Source organism: Bombilactobacillus folatiphilus (assembly GCF_023380265.1).
GTDB classification, from domain to species: domain Bacteria; phylum Bacillota; class Bacilli; order Lactobacillales; family Lactobacillaceae; genus Bombilactobacillus; species Bombilactobacillus folatiphilus.
This window is the reverse complement of record NZ_CP093366.1, coordinates 874,377-891,119: the sequence shown is the minus strand read 5'-3', so window position 1 is coordinate 891,119 and position 16,743 is coordinate 874,377. Positions and strand designations below refer to the sequence as shown.

Genomic DNA, 16,743 nt, shown 5'->3' with positions numbered 1-16,743 from the left:
AATGGTTAAATTACAAGATTCAATTATTCAAAATTCAATTCAGCAGTTGAGCGATTATGTTGCGCTCCCATCAGTTTCTGCTAAGCATCAAAAACAGGCCGCAACTGCTGCTTTTTTAAAAAATTTGTTGGAGGAGCAATTAGGTGCACAAGTACAAGTTTTTGATGATTATCAAGCGCCATTAGTTTTTGCACAGGTCCAACCACAACATTTAAGTGATACGACATTATTAATTTATAATCACTATGATGTGCAACCAGAGGAACCCGTAGAATTATGGGAATCAGATCCCTTTGAGCTTAAACAATCTGCTGAAAGTTTGATCGGACGTGGTGTTGCAGATTGTAAGGGTGATTTTATTAGTCGCTTGACAGCTTTGAAATTGTATCGTCAAGAGCATGGTGATTTTCCTTGCAATATCAAATTTTTAATTGAAGGCGAAGAAGAAGTTGCTAGTGAACATTTGAGTGATTATCTAGCTAAATATAATGATTTATTGGTAGCAGACTTAGTGATTTGGGAATCTGGTAGTAAAAATGATCATGAGCAATTTCAAATTGAGGGTGGCAATAAAGGAGTTCTATGTTTTAAATTAACTGCAAAGTCGGCGGCCAGTGATCTGCATTCTTCTTTAGCAGCAGTCGCAGATAGTGCTACTTGGCGTTTGGTTCAGGCATTGAACTCTTTACGAGCAACTGATGGTACGATTCAGGTGCCGGGATTTTATGAGGAAGTTGTGGCACCTAGTGAGATCGAAGAACAATTAGTAGCCCAAGCACCAACACCTGATTTGACCAAAAAGTGGGATTTGCAGCTACCCTTGTTAAAAAATAAAAGTGTTAATAATAATCTGACATTTGCGCCAACTATTAATATTGAAGGTATTAGTAGTGGTTGGGAAGGTTCTGGTGTCAAGACGGTGACTCCCAAACAAGCAACAGCAAAATTGGAATTTCGCTTAGTCCCTAATCAAGATCCGCAAGTGATTTTTAAGCAATTAACGCAATATTTGCAAGATCAGGGTTTTACAGATATTCAAGTTGACTATTTACTGGGTGAACGAGGCTATCGTTGGGATTTGCAAAATCCGTTGGTTGATCGACTCATTGCGACAGCTAAGACAGTTTATGGAGACGATAAAGTAGTTTCATTACCCTCCAGTGCTGGTACAGGTCCAATGTATCTATTGAACAAAAATACGCATGCACCAATTGTTTCTTGTGGGGTTGGTTATAGTCATTCAGGTCCGCATGCACCAAATGAAAATATTCGGATTAACGATTATTTGCAGTTTATTGATTTCTTTAGCCAATTTTTGGATAAGTTGTAGGTTTTGTATGATGTATAAACAAGAACCAATTATTGAATTAAAAAATATTTCAGTTACTTTTCAAACTAAAGAACAAGAATTACAAGCTGTCAAAGATGTTTCTTTAAGTGTAAAAAAAGGTGATGTGTTTGGCATTATGGGCTACTCTGGTGCAGGCAAAAGTACGCTTGTACGAGTAATTAATCTACTGCAGCGCCCTACCGCAGGACAAGTGATTGTTAGCGGTCAAGATTTGTTGACATATAAACCCAAGCAATTGCGCGAAGCACGACAAAAGATCGGCATGATTTTTCAGCATTTTAATTTAATGGCTTCACGAACAGTTTTCGGAAATGTTGAGTTTCCCTTATTAAATAGTCAATTAAATGCACAGCAACGTCACGATAAGGTTCTTAAATTGCTAGATTTGGTGGGATTATCTGATAAAGTTGATACTTATCCATCACAATTATCAGGTGGTCAAAAACAAAGAGTCGCTATTGCCAGAGCTTTGGCTAATGATCCACAGATTTTGATTTCCGATGAAGCGACGAGTGCATTGGATCCAGAAACAACAACTGATATTTTGAATTTGTTGAAATATTTGAACCAAAAATTGCAAATTACGATTGTGATTATCACTCATGAAATGGACGCGATTAAACAAATTTGTAATTACGTAGCCGTTATGGATCAAGGTGAACTAATTGAGCAAGGGAGTGTGTTGGATATTTTTGGTCATCCTAAACAACAATTAACGCAAAAATTTGTTGCATCTGCCACTCGTTTGGATAATGTATTAGAAGAAATCAAGCACCAACAGCTAGTTGATTCCAAAAATTATAATTTAGTAGAGTTAGATTATTTTGGTGATGTAACGGGGCAACCGATTGTCGTGGAATTGTACCAGCGTTTTGGGGTGACAGCTAATATTCTATTTAGTAATATTGAGCAAATCCAAGGAACAACTGTGGGAATTATGTTATTGGAATTATCAGGACCAGATCCTGAAATTGAGTCGGCATTGGACTATTTGAATCATTTGCAAGTCACAGTTAAGCAAATTGATTTAGATCAGATAGAGGTGAATTAAATGCAGTTAATTAAGGCTTGGATGCCCAATGTTGTAGCTAATTGGTCGGGTGATAACGGTTTTGTAGAAGCAATTTATCAAACCTTGTATATGACTTTTGTTAGTGCTTTGTTTGCTGGTGTTTTAGGTTTAATTTTAGGATTAGCTTTGATTGTAACAGCAGAAAATGGTATTTTGCCTCATAAAAAATTTTATTATTGTTTAGATAAACTAGTAAATATTTTTCGATCTATTCCGTTTGTTATTTTGTTAGCTGTCATTGGTCCGTTTACTAAGTTGATTGTAGGACAAACGATTGGACCAACAGGAGCTTTAGTTCCGTTAATTATTGGAACAGCACCATTTTTTGCCCGGCAAGTTCAATTGGCATTAGTCGAGGTAGATCCTGGTGTGGTAGAAGCCGCACAAGCGATGGGGTGTTCATCTTGGCAAATTATTTATCGGGTTTATTTAAAAGAAGGTTTACCAGAGTTAATTCGTTCGGCGACACTAACGATGATTAGTTTGATAGGTTTAACGGCAATGGCTGGCGCTATTGGTGGTGGTGGCCTAGGCAATATGGCCATTGCTGTTGGTTATCAACGTTTTGAAAATGATGTTACAATTGTTTCGTTAATTTTTATTTTAATTTTGGTCTTTGTGATTCAAGGCATTGGCGACTATTTTATGAAAAAATTGCAGCATTAAATGAATTAAATTTAAAAGAGTGTCGAATTTTTATTAATTTGACACTCTTTTTGTTGACTGAAGATTCCTTTAAGTGCTGATAGAATAGAGAACTAGGATTGACACCGCATTCATTCTTAGATTAAAATGTTCCTGTTTCGAATTTTAAAAGAAGAGGGTTTTAAGAATGTTCAAAAAAGTAACGAAGGTACTTAGTGTGCTAGCGTTGGGAGTGGCTGGAGGTATTGCACTGCAGCAACCGCAAGTTACGCAAGCTACCAAACAAAAACCGGTGGTTATTTACTTAACACGTCATGGGGAAACCACAGCTAATGTGATGCATGTGGCTCAAGGTTGGTCGGATTATCCGTTAACGAATAATGGTAAACAAGGGGCCAAAGCCTTAGGATTAGGTTTGAAAAAAGTTAAATTTCAATCGGCTTATGCAGGGAATTTAACACGACAAGAGGAAACTGCACAAGGAGCTTTAAAATATTCTGATAATAAAAAGGTCAAGTTACAGACTAAACCTGATTTGCGTGAAGATAATTACGGTAGTTACGAAGGTCGACCTGATATGAAGGAATCAGTTGTTAAAATAGCTAAGTATTATGGTTACCCCAACGTGCAAACGTTTACCAAAAAAACAGGCAAGCAGGTTATGCAAAAGATGCAAGATGGTTATTATCAATTGGATAAGGAAAATGAGTTGCAAACTGACTTAAAACCACGTGATCGGGCTGAAAGTTCCAAACAGGTCCAAAAACGGATGACAGATGTTTTAACGCAAATTGCGCAGCATCAGAAAAAAAATGGTGGTGGTAATGTTTTAGTCGTGAGTTCTGGCATGTCGATTGATCAATTTTTAAGTGCGGAACGAATTCCAGAATATCAAGGTAAGAGTTTAGATAATGATTCTGTAACGAAGTTAGTTTATAAAAATAAGAAATTTAAGTTGCAAGGAAAAATTGGTTCTACCAAGTATTATGATGCTGGAAAACAGGATTTGAAAAGTAACAAATAAGTTTCCAAGATAGTTTTTCAGTTATAAAAAATAAAATGACCTCCAAATTTAGATAATTGGCAGGCCATTTTATTTTTTATACATTACTCTTTGAGTAGTTCAAAAAGAAGAAGCATTTTAAAGGTCAACATGATATAATTAAAATTATACGAACACCAGTTTGCTTAAGCTGATTATGAATTGCAATCTTAATAATTTTGGGTAGAATGGATATGCCCTTTTGTCTTAATGACTTCGTGATTGTCTTTTTTTAGACAATGAATAAACCAAGCCGATGTGCACTAAATTTTCATTGTGATTCGCCAAACGCTTGATATTCGGAATATGTCGGATGTACACGACAATAGTTACCAAAACGGCAGCAAATAGGAAATACGGATCATGCGTTCGCCAAATTAGAAATGTCAAAACTGGTAAAGAAATCAGGCTAGCTAAACTGACGGTGCTACTGATTAAGATAATTATTGCAAACAAGAAAAAGGCAAACAAAAATAATGGTGGGTTATAAGCTAATAAAATTCCTGCTGCGGTGGCCACAGCCTTGCCGCCTTTGAAGTGCATAAAAATTGAAAAACAGTGTCCTAAGACTGAGGCTAAGCCGATAATGATCATCCACGGCTTGCCTGGAACTTGGAAAAAGACTGGAAGACTGGCGCCTAGGGTTCCTTTGAAAATATCTAGAACTAAAACCGTCACGCCGGGTAGAACTCCGAAAACTCGAAAAGTGTTAGTAGTTCCGATATTACCACTACCATTTTGGCGAATATCTTGATGGAAAAAGAGCTTGCCAATTAAATAGCCTGACGGAAAAGAACCGATTAAATATGCTAAAATGAAACAGATTGCGATTTTTAACAATAATAAAACCTCCGTAATTAAAATAAACCGTCTTAATCAGGTTTAAAATTCTATTTTAATACAAATTACTAAAATATTCTGTTATTTTTTGAAAGTGAGTTCCTATGACAAATAATTATGATGATGCATCAATTCAAATTTTACATGGTTTAGAGGCCGTTCGTAAAAGGCCTGGGATGTATATTGGTTCCACAGATGCGCGCGGACTGCATCATTTGGTATATGAAATTGTTGATAATTCAGTTGATGAAGCTTTAGCTGGTTTTGGTCAAGAAATCGCTATAACGTTGAACGCTGATGGCTCAGTAACTGTAGCCGATCACGGTCGTGGAATGCCAACTGGCATGCACGAATCAGGAATTCCCACGATTGAAGTAATTCTAACTGTTTTACATGCTGGTGGTAAATTTTCCGATAATAATTATAAGACATCTGGCGGCTTGCATGGCGTGGGTTCTTCAGTTGTTAATGCATTATCCTCATGGTTGACAGTTCGAGTGGTTCGCGATCACATTGCTTATGAAGAAGAATTTAAAGACGGTGGTCATCCTGTAGGAACATTGAAAAAAATTGGTAAGGTGCATCAGCAAAGTGGTACGACTTTAACTTTCAAGCCTGATGCTCAAATTTTTCAAACAATACAGTTCAATTTTGATACTTTAGCGGAACGCTTAAGGGAATCGGCCTTTTTATTGAAGGGAGTTAAGATTTCGCTTGAGGATGCGCGTTCTACACCGAAACACACAGCGGAATATTTATTCGAAGATGGTATTCAATCGTTTGTCAAATACCTAAATGAAGGCAAAGATGTCATTAAGGATGTTTTTTACTTTGAAGGTAGTAAGAACGAAATTGAAGTAGAGTTTGCTGGACAGTATAATGATGGCTATTCTGAGAATATTTTGTCGTTTGTCAATAATGTGCGAACTGGTGACGGTGGTAGTCATGAGGCAGGGATGAAATCTGGCTTAACCAAAGCTTTTAATGAATATGCACGCAAAGTTGGTTTGCTTAAAGATAATGAAAAAAATTTGGAAGGTTCAGATGTTCGCGAGGGACTCAGCGCAGTTTTGGCAGTTCGGATTCCTGAAGAACTTTTGCAATTTGAAGGGCAGACCAAGGGCAAGTTAGGAACACCAGAGGCACGTAGTGTTGTCGACAATATTGTTTATGAAAAAATGACCTTTTATTTGTTAGAAAATGGTGATTTTAGTCAAACACTTGTTAAAAAGGCATTGAAAGCCCGCGAAGCCCGTGAAGCTGCACGTAAGGCCCGTGAAAATAGTCGCGGGAAGAAAAAGAAGAAAGATCAAGGATTACTGTCTGGTAAGTTGACGCCGGCTCAATCACGTAATGCGAAAAAGAATGAATTATATTTGGTGGAGGGTGATTCAGCTGGTGGTTCAGCTAAGCAGGGGCGGGATCGCAAATTTCAGGCCATTTTGCCGTTACGAGGTAAGGTTTTAAATACACAAAAAGCTAAACTAGAAGACATCTTTAAAAATGAAGAAATTAACACCATGATTTACACAATTGGTGCAGGCGTGGGTGCTGAGTTTAAGGTTGAGGATAGTAATTATGATAAAGTGATTATTATGACTGATGCGGATACTGATGGAGCACATATTCAAATTTTGTTATTAACGTTCTTTTATCGTTATATGCGTCCGTTAATTGAAGCTGGCCGTGTGTATATTGCGTTACCGCCACTTTATAAGTTACAAAAGGGCCGTGGTTCTAAAACTCAGATTGAATATGCTTGGACGGAAGATGAATTAGTGAAAGATATTAATCAGATGGGATCGGGTTATAGTTTGCAACGCTTCAAAGGTTTAGGTGAGATGAATGCGGATCAATTATGGGAAACGACAATGGATCCACAGACGCGAACGTTGGTCCGTGTGCGAATTGACGATGCAGCATTGGCGGAACGACGAGTGACGACTTTGATGGGAGATAAAGTAGCCCCTAGGCGGCAATGGATTGAAACGAATGTCAAATTTAATCTAGAAGAAGACGGTAGTTTAATTGAGGACAGTCAAACTAATGCCGTCGGAACCAAAGACTTAAAGAAGCAGTTGAATCATAAATAAGGTGAGTGAAAAATTTGGTAGCAGATTCTAGAATACAAGAACTTTCACTAGAAGAAATTATGGACGATCGTTTTGGTCGTTATTCAAAATATATTATTCAAGAGCGTGCTTTGCCTGATGTACGCGATGGTTTGAAGCCAGTGCAACGTCGCATATTATACGCAATGAATATTGATGGCAATACTTATGATAAAGCTTTTAAAAAAGCGGCGAAGTCTGTCGGTAATGTGATGGGAAATTTTCATCCTCATGGTGATAGTTCAATCTATGAGGCGTTAGTTCGTTTGAGTCAAAATTGGAAATTAAGGGTTCCACTGATTGAAATGCATGGCAATAACGGTTCGATGGATGGCGATCCGCCAGCGGCGATGCGTTATACTGAAGCACGTTTGAGTAAAATTTCTCAAAAAATGTTGCAAGATATTGACAAAAATACAGTCGACATGGTGCTTAATTTTGATGATACCCAAGAAGAGCCCACGGTTTTGCCAGCACGTTTTCCCAATTTATTAGTCAATGGGGCCACTGGAATTTCGGCAGGTTATGCAACCGAAATCCCGCCACACAATTTGGGCGAAGTTATTGATGCAACGGTCGCTTTGTTGGATAATCCCGATTTGACTTTGGATGAAGCTATGCAGTATGTCAAAGGTCCAGACTTTCCTACAGGAGGAATTTTACAGGGCGTGGCAGGCATTAAAAAAGCTTATGAAACAGGTCGTGGGAAGGTTATTCTACAGTCTAAAACTCAAATTAGTGAGTTACATGGTCATCGTAGCCAAATTGTGGTAACTGAAATTCCGTATGAAGTGAATAAAGCTCAATTAGTCAAAAAATTGGATGAAGTTCGGGTTTTGAAAAAAGTTGAAGGCATTGCGGAAGTTCGTGATGAATCAGATCGTCATGGTTTATCCATCGTAATTGAGCTCAAGCGAGAAGTTGATGCACAAGGTGTTTTGAACTATCTTTTTATGAACACAGATTTACAAGTTACCTATAACTTTAATATGGTAGCGATTGCGCAGATGCGTCCTCAACAGATGGGATTATTGCCTATTTTAAAGGCATATGTAGCACATCAAAAAGAAGTTGTTTTACGTAGAACGAAGTTTGATTTAAATAAAGCTCAACAAAGATTGCATATTGTCGACGGCTTGATTAAGGCGTTATCTATTTTGGACCAAGTTATTAAAACGATTCGAGCTAGTCAAAATAAGCGTGACGCACAACAGAATTTGATGAAGATATATGATTTTAGTGAAGCGCAGGCCAATGCAATTGTAGCGTTGCAATTATATCGACTGACCAATACGGATGTGACTTCTTTACAAGCTGAACAGGCTCGCTTGGAAAAAATAATTCAGCAGTATCGTACAATTATTGATAAGCCCGAAGCTTTGTTGAAAGTTATCAAAGATGAATTAATGGCAACCAAACAAGAATTTTCAACACCACGCTTAACTAAAATCGAAGCACAAGTTAAGGAATTGAAAATTGATCGTAGTGTGATGATTGGTAATGAAACTGTTCGCATTTTGGTTAGTAAGCAGGGTTATTTGAAGCGGAGTAGCTTACGTTCTTATCAGGCTTCTGTAGGCAAGGATAACGGGTTACAAACTAGTGATGAAGTTATTTTGGATCAAGAGGCTTCAACTCTGGAACATTTATGGATGTTTACGAATTATGGTCATTTAATTTATCGACCAATTCACGAATTGGCTGATGTTAGATGGAAAGATACTGGACAACATTTATCACAAACTTATGCACTGAAATCTGATGAAACTATTTTAAAAGCTTTCGTTTTTCAGGATTTACAGCAACAGCAGAACTTTGTTTTAGCAACAAATGATAATTATATTAAGCAGGTTAATTTTCAAGATTTGTTGCCGGGACGGACTTATCGTACACGCCTGGTTCAGGCTATTAAACTACACGATCAGGCTAGTCGGGTGTTGGATATCTATTGTCTCAATGCGACTGATTCACAGCCCAAAGAAGTTATTGCTTGGTCGAAAAATACCTATGCACTCCGGTTTGATCTGACTGAAGTTCCGCTTGTTAAAGCGAAGGCTACTGGTGTCAAATTGATGGATTTAAAAACTGATGATCAGGTCGTCAATTTTTGTATACACGATTTAGCAGATCAGCAATCATATATTGGTATTTTGACACAACGTGGTGCGGTTAAGAAAATGAGAATGTCGGAAATCCCGTCAACAACTCGTAGTCGCCGTGGTATATTAGTTTTACGAAAATTAAAAAAAGATTCACATTTTATAAAATTTGTTTCTTTATTTTCAAAAAATGATATATTAAAAGTTGAAACCAAAAATAATTATTGGAAACAGATTAATTTAGCAGATTTTTCGTTTGGTGATCGTTACTCAAATGGATCTTTTGTGATTGATATTGAAAAAAATGGTCCAATAATCTTGGCAAAAAAGGTTAACCAGCCTGAAAGTGGTGAGATAAGTTAAGTGAGGTAACTTTATGACTGTTGGTAACGATGATTTTACGAAAGTTTTTACGTCCAAATCGCTAAGTTATTTTTCTCAATTAGCGAGTAATTTAAGTTATACCAAAACTGCGCGTTCATTAGGAATTACGCAACCGGCCTTAACGCAACAAATTAAAAAAATTGAGCGAAATGTTGGTACTCCCTTATTTTATTCTATGGGTAAGCAAATCCATTTAACTGACGCTGGTCGAATTTTATTAGAAGCAGTTCAGAATGTTTATGGAACTATGATTAAAGCGATTGATAATATTCAAAAATCTACTTTATCGTCGACAGGCTCAATTAAAATTGGCTTGTTATCTACTATTGAAGATAGCGTGATTGAGGATTTTATTATTCGTTATAATGATTTACAGCCAGATGTAGTTTTAGAAACTTTGTTATTGACACGACATGAATTATGGAATTATTTAGAAAATAATCAGCTTGATTTAGCTATTATGTATTTGCCGGATGATTCAATCAAAAATTGGAAGCCGTATATTTCGCAAAAAATTATGGATGAAAATTTAATTTTGGTTAATAATAATCCTAAATGGTCTGATCAACGTACGTTGCATCTAAAAGAAATCACTGATCAACCTTGGGTAGGTTATCCGGATAATTATTATTTGACGGAATTTTTATCAGAGCAATTAAAGAATCAATTGGTTGATGGTCCTCATTGTGTGGCACGGTTTGCTGCCCCAGATCAAATTTTGAAATTTACTCGGGAAAAAGATGTTTATGCACTTTTTCCCAAGAGCTATGTGTTAGCTAATGAGTCGCAAATTACTTCGCAAAAAAATTTGATTGATGCATCGGTTTCTTTTGATTTGAATTTTGTGTATCGTAAAGAAAAAGCTAACATTCCACGAATTTCAACCTTCTTGAAAGCTTGGAATAATTATTTGAGTGATATTTCTTATGAAGATCGTTTAAAAGGTTTTTCCAAAAGCTGAGCCTTGTATTATAATAAAAATAATAATTGACTTTTTAGGAGGGGATAATTTTGACAAAAGAATTAATTTTTGGACATCAAAATCCGGATACAGATGCAATTGCGGGTGCTATTTCTTATTCTTATTTGCAAAATCAATTGGGAATGGATACCGAAGCGGTGGCTTTGGGTCAACCTAATGATGAAACACAGTTTGTATTAGATCATTTTCACCAAACAGCACCGCGTGTGATTGAAAAAGCTAAACCTGAAGTAGACCAAGTTATGTTAGTCGATCACAATGAAGCTCAACAAAGTGTTAGTGACATCAAGGATGTCACGGTCACACATGTTGTTGATCATCATCGTATTGCTAATTTTGAAACGGCTGGTCCATTGTATTATCGTGCTGAACCTTTAGGATCAAGTAATACCGTTTTGTGGAAAATGTATCATGAAGAGGGAATTGAAATTCCTAGTCAAATTGCGGGATTGATGATGTCAGCGATTATTTCGGATACATTATTGTTAAATTCACCGACAACAACTGACACAGATCGCGAGGCAATTGAAGACTTGGCACAGTTGGCTCATGAAGATTATCATACTTACGGTTTAACAATGCTCAAAGCAGGTGCGAATATTGCTGATAAGTCAGCAGCAGCATTGATTAATGCTGACGCTAAGAGCTTTGAAATGGGTGGTCAACAAATTAGAATTGCCCAAGTCAATGTGGTGGATATGGATGAAGCAGTTGCTCGACAAAAGAAATTCGAAGCAGCTATGCAACAAAGTTGCCAAGAAAATGGTTATGCACTGTTTTTGCTTGCGATTACGAATGTTTTGGATAGTAATACAACCATGATTGTCAGCGGCGATCAATCGTTATTGCCAAAAGTGGAAGCAGCTTTCCATCAGAAGCTGGAAGCAGGTAGAATGAGTCTGCCAGGTGTGGTTTCGCGAAAGAAACAGATTGTACCGCCGTTACAACAACAATTTTAATTGAATGTGTTCAATTGCTAAAAGTCATGACTGAATAGTTGTGACTTTTTTGTAAAAGTGAGTTTATCTAGTTTGAATTTTGTTATAGGAGAGAAAGTGTTTAAAAGAATCGGAGGCTAATTATGAATCAAACACAAAAGATGGCTATTTTGGAAAAATTGATCAGTTTTAAATCAGTTAATGACCATGAAAAACAAGTAGCTAAATATTTACAAGAATTGTTAAAGGATGCAGATATTGACAGTACTTTAGTACCTGTTGAGGGTGATCGTGCTAATTTGGTTGCTGAAATTGGTTCAGGCAAGCCTATTTTAGGAATTACGGGCCATATGGATGTCGTGGATGTGGAACTGGACAATTGGCAGACAGATCCTTTTCGGTTAACTGCTAAGGGTGATAAGTTGTATGGCCGTGGTAGTACTGATATGAAGGCTGGTTTGGCAGCAATGGTTATTGCGATGATTGAATTAAAGCAAAATCAGACACCATTTAACGGCACGATTCGTTTAATGGCAACTGCTGGTGAAGAAGTAGGGCAACAAGGTGCTAAAGTGTTATTTGATCAAGGATACATGCAAGATGTAGATACGCTTTTAGTTGGTGAACCTTCGGGCTATTTAGCACCTTATGCTAGTAAAGGTGAGTTAGATATCCATATTAATTCAGTAGGCAAAGCTGCGCACAGTTCGATGCCACAGTTTGGTAATAATGCGGTTGAGCATTTGATTGATGTGTTAAATCAAATTAAGCAAGCAGTTAATGATTTAATGGCAGATGTTCATAATGATGTCTTAGGCGATACGGTCTTTAATATTGATGTTATTCATGGTGGTAGTCAGGATAACGCAATTCCTGGGTCTGCAAATGCTGTTTTAAATATTCGAACAATTCCTGAACTGACGAATCAAAAGATTTTGGAGACGATTCAGTCAGTAATTGATCAATATAATGCTTCGACAACAGGACAAATTTCAATGGACGTGAACATGGATATTATCCCTATTGTCGGTAAGGCAGATGCACAAATTATTAAATTAGTTCAGCAAGTTGCTGCCCCATATGCTAAGGATTATTATACTAATACTCTCAGTGCGGCTGATTTAGAACAAAAGAAAAAGCAAAGTTCAATGATAGGGGTTGAATTTGCGCCAGATCAAATTATGGCAGTGGGAATTGCTGGTGGCACAGACGCTTCGCGGTTGTTATTTGATAAACCAACAGGCGCTAATTATGTAATGTTTGGTCCGGGTAATGATAATCCTCACCAAGATAATGAATATGTTTCACAAACAATGTTTCTACAATTTATTGAAATTTATAAGGAATTATTTACTGAATTTTTAAAATAATTGGATTTTTATATGAAAAAACATTTTTTAAGTATTGATATTGGTGGTACTAATGTCAAATATGCTTTAATTGATCAACAAGGTCAACTTTTGCAAAAAAAGACAGTTGCTACTGTAAAGTCTAATCTGGCTGATTTTGTACGACAAATTCAACAAATTATTGATGATTTGGCTGGCAACTATCAGGGGATTGCAATCAGTGTCCCGGGTAAGGTCATCCATCCTTCGGATCAAATTATTGGCGGTGGTTTCTTATCATTTTTAGATCAGCAAAACTTTAACGAGTTGCTAAGAATTCCAAATAATACTACTTTGAGTGTTGAAAATGATGGGAAAGCTGCGGCGTTAGCAGAGATGTGGTTAGGTAATTTACGGGATGTGCAAAATGGGGCGGCAATAGTTTTGGGTTCTGGTATTGGTTGTGGCCTCATCCTTAACAAGCAACTTTATTATGGGACAAACTTTCAAGCTGGTGAAGTTAGCTTTATGTTGAAAAATAATACTTTTGACATGCAGAATTTAGCTGGCACGTCAGGTTCAGCCGTATCAATGATTGAGCAAGCAGCCCAATTATTAGAGTTGGTTGATTTAACGGATGGTCAGCAGGTATTTGCGGCGATCAATCAGGATGATCCTCGTGTAATGGCTGTTTTTGAGGAATTTTGCCAAAATATCGCAATTCTGATTTATAATATTCAAACGGTTGTAGATGTTCAACGTTTTGTTATCGGCGGAGGGATTTCTGCTCAACTTATTGTGAGTACAATGATTCGACAAAAATATCAAGATTTGCGACAAAATTTTCCTTTCCTGGAAAAGACTTTTGTGATGCCAGAGATTATGGCGGGTAAATTTCATAATGATGCTAATTTGTATGGTGCACTCTATCAGTTGCTACAAATTAGGTAAAAAGCCTAGTATTAAATTTATTGTTATCATGAGTCAAATATAGGGGTGATATTGATGAAAATTGCAGTAATTGGGGCTACAGGAATGGCAGGAGCGGCTGTTGTGAAAGAAGCCGTTATCCGAGGCCATTTGGTCACAGCATTGAGTCGGACCAAGGCTAATTTAGATCAGTTGGTAATCGATGTAGATAACGACCGGCTGACGACTCAAGTTATGGATGCTTTTGAATTGATGGCGGCAGACTTAAATCAATTTGATGTTGTAGTGGATGCTTTTGCTACAGATCCTCAAAAAGCGTATTTGCATCTTGATTTGGCAACCAAATTGATAGCCTTATTACGGGAAGTCGATCGTCCGCGGTTAGTTTTTATTTTAGGTGCAGGTAGTTTGTTAACAGGATCAGACGATCATCTTTTTGTTAGAGACATGGAGCAAGATCCTCAAGCACAGGCATTTATTGCTGTACCGCAAAATCAATTAGCAGAACTAGATTTTTTGCGGAATGTTAACAATGTTAATTGGGTCGGTATTTCCCCAGGGATTAACTTTTTACCTGGATCGAAAAAAGCGTTGTTGATGGGTGAAAATCACTTATTGTATAACGAGCAACAGGTATCTACTACTAGTTCTGGGACGATGGCTGTGGCCATCTTAGATGAAATTGAACAACCTAAACATTTTAAGCAGCGTTTTACAGTTATTGATAAATGAAAAAGGGGATATTTTTTTGGATGCAATTCAAGCAATTCAAAAACGTCATGCAGTTCGTAGTTTTCAATCACAGAAGCTTGAGCTAGAACAGATTAAGCAAATTATTTCAATCGCTCAAAAAGCGCCATCATGGGTTAATAGTCAAGAGTTACATGTTGATGTGGCCGTTGGCTCTTCTTTGGAACAAATTCGACAGAAAAATGTTATAGCTGTGGAAGCGGGACAATTAAGTCAGGCTGATTTACCAGCGCCAGTTGCAGATCAGTGGTCATCCGAAGCACAATTAAATATGCAGCAATGGTCTGATAAAATGAAACAGTTGTTGGATGATAAAAATTTGGCACATTTAAATACTTTAAAAGCTGAATTATATAATGCACCAGCGATTGTTTATTTGAGTTTGCCGCAGCATTTCACGAGTTGGTCATTGTATGATTTGGGAGCTTTTAGTGAAGCGTTGATGGTAGCGGCATATGATTTGCAAGTTGATTCGTTGCCTGCTTATCAATTTGTGCTTTATCCTGAGATGGTTAAGCAAATTTTAAACATTGATAAGCAACGCCAGTTAATTGTGGGACTTGGTTTGGGTTATGCAAAAGAGTCTGATCTGGTCAATCAGATTGGTGCCAAGCGTCAACCTTTATCAGATATTTTGACAATCCATAAATAATTGGTTGTTTTAATAGAGAGTGGACAGTCCAGTAGGTTGTCTACTTTTTTGATTGCAAATAAAAAATAAATGTGTGATTGTGCTGAGAGCTTGTTGATTTCACAATCACGTTGTGGAAAGTAGGGAATTGAATGGCAGTTGCTGCACGCGACTTATTGAATGCGGGAAATACGACAATCAATAATATCTTGTTAACCCAAATTGGACAATTGAAGATGACTAGCGAACAATTTCTAGTATGGGTCAATTTGCGAATGTATCAGGAGCAAGGAATTAATTTTCCCTCCACGCATGAATTAGTTCAAAATACTGGTTTCAGTGAAGAGAAACTTTATCAGATTCTTCAGGATTTAATTGAGCAGAATTTTATTAAACTGATTTCGCAAACACGGCCTGGAACACCGTATCAAGATTGTTATGATTTAACCCCGACGTATGAAAAATTATTGGAGCGAGATGTTGCACAGGCTACAGAGCCGACACCATCAGCTGACTCCAATCAACTACAAAGAATTTTCCAACAAATTGAGGTTGAATTTGGTCGTCCGTTGTCCCCGATTGAGCAGCAAGTGATTCAAGGATGGCTAACGCAAGATCACTATTCTGTGGAATTGATTCAACTGGCATTGAAGGAATCAGTTTTGAATCAGGTTTATTCATTAAAATATATTGATCGAATTTTATTGAATTGGGAAAAGCATAATATTAAAACGGTTGCCCAGCTACAACGCTATAAGGAACAACAGGGAGATTATTGATGTTATTAGACGATGAACAAATTAGACAAGCTATGAAAATGATTATGGACTGCTATCCCAACGCTGGTCCTAGTTTACAGGCACAATCACATTTTCAATATCTAATTGCGGTGATGTTAAGCGCTCAGACAACTGACAAATCGGTGAATCGCGTTACGCCGCAGTTGTTTGCGGCGTTTCCGGATGCTCAAACTTTAGCTCAAGCGACTGTGGAGCAAGTTGAAGCGTTAATTAAAAGTTTGGGGCTGTACCACACTAAAGCCAAACATTTAATTTTATGTGCGCAACAATTAGTCCAAAATTTTGATGGACAAGTTCCAACTAGCCAAGAGAAGTTGATTACACTATCAGGGGTAGGGACGAAAACGGCCAATGTTGTCTTGAGTGATTGCTTCGGTATTCCGGCATTTGCGGTGGATACGCATGTTAGCAAAATCGCCAAACGATTACACTTTGTGGAAGCTGAAGCTGGTGTGCAAGTAGTTGAAAAACGAGTTACTGAAGCATTAGCTTCGAAAGACTGGATCAAAGCGCATCATGCACTCATTGATTTTGGTCGTGAATTTAATTTTCATAATGAAAAGGCGATTGAGCAGTTGCCAATAGTTCAGCAATGTGATCAATGGGTTGCAGCAAATTAGTAATAAAAAACTCTCTTTTATAAAATTTATAAATTTTAATGACCGAAAAAAGCACAATTCTGATTGAGCAATTGGAATTGTGCTTTTTATATACTACTGACATGATTAATATGAATTTTTCCATAAAAAGTTTCCAGACTATTTTATGCTACTGGTGGGTGATGATTTGAATTTACGACAAAAGAAAGATCAAGAACAATTGTTTCAAAAATTACAACAT

General features: G+C 37.2%; 15 protein-coding genes. 14 read left to right on the top strand and 1 reads right to left on the bottom strand.

Annotation, left to right across the window (positions count from 1 at the left end):
• The first annotated feature begins 1 nt into the window (after position 1).
• The 4 genes from MOO45_RS04525 (at position 2) to MOO45_RS04510 (ending at position 4,092) form a co-directional block, all read left to right on the top strand.
• Positions 2–1,330: a M20/M25/M40 family metallo-hydrolase gene (locus tag MOO45_RS04525; protein WP_249513764.1), complete on the top strand. Its 1,329-nt coding sequence runs from the start codon at positions 2–4 to the stop codon at positions 1,328–1,330.
• Between the two features lie 10 nt (positions 1,331–1,340).
• Positions 1,341–2,402 carry a methionine ABC transporter ATP-binding protein gene (locus MOO45_RS04520; RefSeq protein ID WP_396022424.1) on the top strand — a complete coding sequence of 354 codons (1,062 nt, stop codon included), beginning with the start codon at positions 1,341–1,343 and terminating at the stop codon, positions 2,400–2,402.
• On the top strand, positions 2,403–3,089 hold the full coding sequence (locus MOO45_RS04515; RefSeq protein WP_317619022.1) for a methionine ABC transporter permease: 687 nt from the start codon (positions 2,403–2,405) through the stop codon (positions 3,087–3,089).
• Between the two features lie 166 nt (positions 3,090–3,255).
• The gene (locus MOO45_RS04510) at positions 3,256–4,092 is read left to right on the top strand and encodes a histidine phosphatase family protein (RefSeq protein WP_249513762.1); all 837 of its coding nucleotides are present in this window, start codon (positions 3,256–3,258) and stop codon (positions 4,090–4,092) included.
• Positions 4,093–4,317: 225 nt separating this feature from the next.
• Here the strand turns inward: MOO45_RS04510 and plsY are convergent, their stop codons facing one another.
• Positions 4,318–4,950, bottom strand: coding sequence for a glycerol-3-phosphate 1-O-acyltransferase PlsY (gene plsY, locus MOO45_RS04505; protein ID WP_249513761.1), 633 nt, complete (start codon positions 4,948–4,950; stop codon positions 4,318–4,320).
• Positions 4,951–5,054: 104 nt separating this feature from the next.
• Between plsY and parE the strand changes: the two genes are divergently transcribed.
• The 10 genes from parE (at position 5,055) to MOO45_RS04455 (ending at position 16,523) form a co-directional block, all read left to right on the top strand.
• On the top strand, positions 5,055–7,043 hold the full coding sequence (parE, locus tag MOO45_RS04500; protein WP_249513760.1) for a DNA topoisomerase IV subunit B: 1,989 nt from the start codon (positions 5,055–5,057) through the stop codon (positions 7,041–7,043).
• 59 nt (positions 7,044–7,102) lie between these two features.
• On the top strand, positions 7,103–9,523 hold the full coding sequence (gene parC / locus MOO45_RS04495; protein ID WP_249515161.1) for a DNA topoisomerase IV subunit A: 2,421 nt from the start codon (positions 7,103–7,105) through the stop codon (positions 9,521–9,523).
• Positions 9,524–9,536: 13 nt separating this feature from the next.
• On the top strand, positions 9,537–10,505 hold the full coding sequence (locus MOO45_RS04490; RefSeq protein ID WP_249513759.1) for a LysR family transcriptional regulator: 969 nt from the start codon (positions 9,537–9,539) through the stop codon (positions 10,503–10,505).
• 50 nt (positions 10,506–10,555) lie between these two features.
• A complete protein-coding gene (locus MOO45_RS04485; RefSeq protein WP_249513758.1) occupies positions 10,556–11,485 on the top strand; it encodes a manganese-dependent inorganic pyrophosphatase in 930 nt (309 codons plus the stop codon).
• Between the two features lie 122 nt (positions 11,486–11,607).
• Complete coding sequence (locus MOO45_RS04480) at positions 11,608–12,834, top strand: ArgE/DapE family deacylase (protein WP_249513756.1); 1,227 nt, start codon at positions 11,608–11,610, stop codon at positions 12,832–12,834.
• 12 nt (positions 12,835–12,846) lie between these two features.
• Complete coding sequence (locus MOO45_RS04475; protein ID WP_249513754.1) at positions 12,847–13,743, top strand: ROK family protein; 897 nt, start codon at positions 12,847–12,849, stop codon at positions 13,741–13,743.
• Between the two features lie 54 nt (positions 13,744–13,797).
• The gene (locus MOO45_RS04470) at positions 13,798–14,454 is read left to right on the top strand and encodes an NAD(P)-dependent oxidoreductase (protein WP_249513752.1); all 657 of its coding nucleotides are present in this window, start codon (positions 13,798–13,800) and stop codon (positions 14,452–14,454) included.
• 16 nt (positions 14,455–14,470) lie between these two features.
• Positions 14,471–15,124: a nitroreductase family protein gene (locus MOO45_RS04465; protein WP_249513750.1), complete on the top strand. Its 654-nt coding sequence runs from the start codon at positions 14,471–14,473 to the stop codon at positions 15,122–15,124.
• A 131-nt stretch (positions 15,125–15,255) separates the two neighbouring features.
• On the top strand, positions 15,256–15,882 hold the full coding sequence (locus MOO45_RS04460; protein ID WP_249513748.1) for a DnaD domain-containing protein: 627 nt from the start codon (positions 15,256–15,258) through the stop codon (positions 15,880–15,882).
• On the top strand, positions 15,882–16,523 hold the full coding sequence (locus MOO45_RS04455) for an endonuclease III domain-containing protein (protein WP_249513747.1): 642 nt from the start codon (positions 15,882–15,884) through the stop codon (positions 16,521–16,523). The genes MOO45_RS04460 and MOO45_RS04455 overlap by 1 nt, the downstream gene beginning before the upstream one ends.
• Positions 16,524–16,743 lie beyond the last annotated feature (220 nt).

Coding starts and splice junctions, on each gene's coding strand:
- MOO45_RS04480 (WP_249513756.1), top strand. CDS start 11,608: ATGAATCAAACACAAAAGATGGCTATTTTGGAAAAATTGATCAGTTTT.
- MOO45_RS04470 (WP_249513752.1), top strand. CDS start 13,798: ATGAAAATTGCAGTAATTGGGGCTACAGGAATGGCAGGAGCGGCTGTT.
- parE (WP_249513760.1), top strand. CDS start 5,055: ATGACAAATAATTATGATGATGCATCAATTCAAATTTTACATGGTTTA.
- parC (WP_249515161.1), top strand. CDS start 7,103: ATGGACGATCGTTTTGGTCGTTATTCAAAATATATTATTCAAGAGCGT.
- MOO45_RS04460 (WP_249513748.1), top strand. CDS start 15,256: ATGGCAGTTGCTGCACGCGACTTATTGAATGCGGGAAATACGACAATC.
- MOO45_RS04520 (WP_396022424.1), top strand. CDS start 1,341: ATGTATAAACAAGAACCAATTATTGAATTAAAAAATATTTCAGTTACT.
- MOO45_RS04525 (WP_249513764.1), top strand. CDS start 2: ATGGTTAAATTACAAGATTCAATTATTCAAAATTCAATTCAGCAGTTG.
- MOO45_RS04455 (WP_249513747.1), top strand. CDS start 15,882: ATGTTATTAGACGATGAACAAATTAGACAAGCTATGAAAATGATTATG.
- MOO45_RS04515 (WP_317619022.1), top strand. CDS start 2,403: ATGCAGTTAATTAAGGCTTGGATGCCCAATGTTGTAGCTAATTGGTCG.
- MOO45_RS04490 (WP_249513759.1), top strand. CDS start 9,537: ATGACTGTTGGTAACGATGATTTTACGAAAGTTTTTACGTCCAAATCG.
- MOO45_RS04475 (WP_249513754.1), top strand. CDS start 12,847: ATGAAAAAACATTTTTTAAGTATTGATATTGGTGGTACTAATGTCAAA.
- MOO45_RS04510 (WP_249513762.1), top strand. CDS start 3,256: ATGTTCAAAAAAGTAACGAAGGTACTTAGTGTGCTAGCGTTGGGAGTG.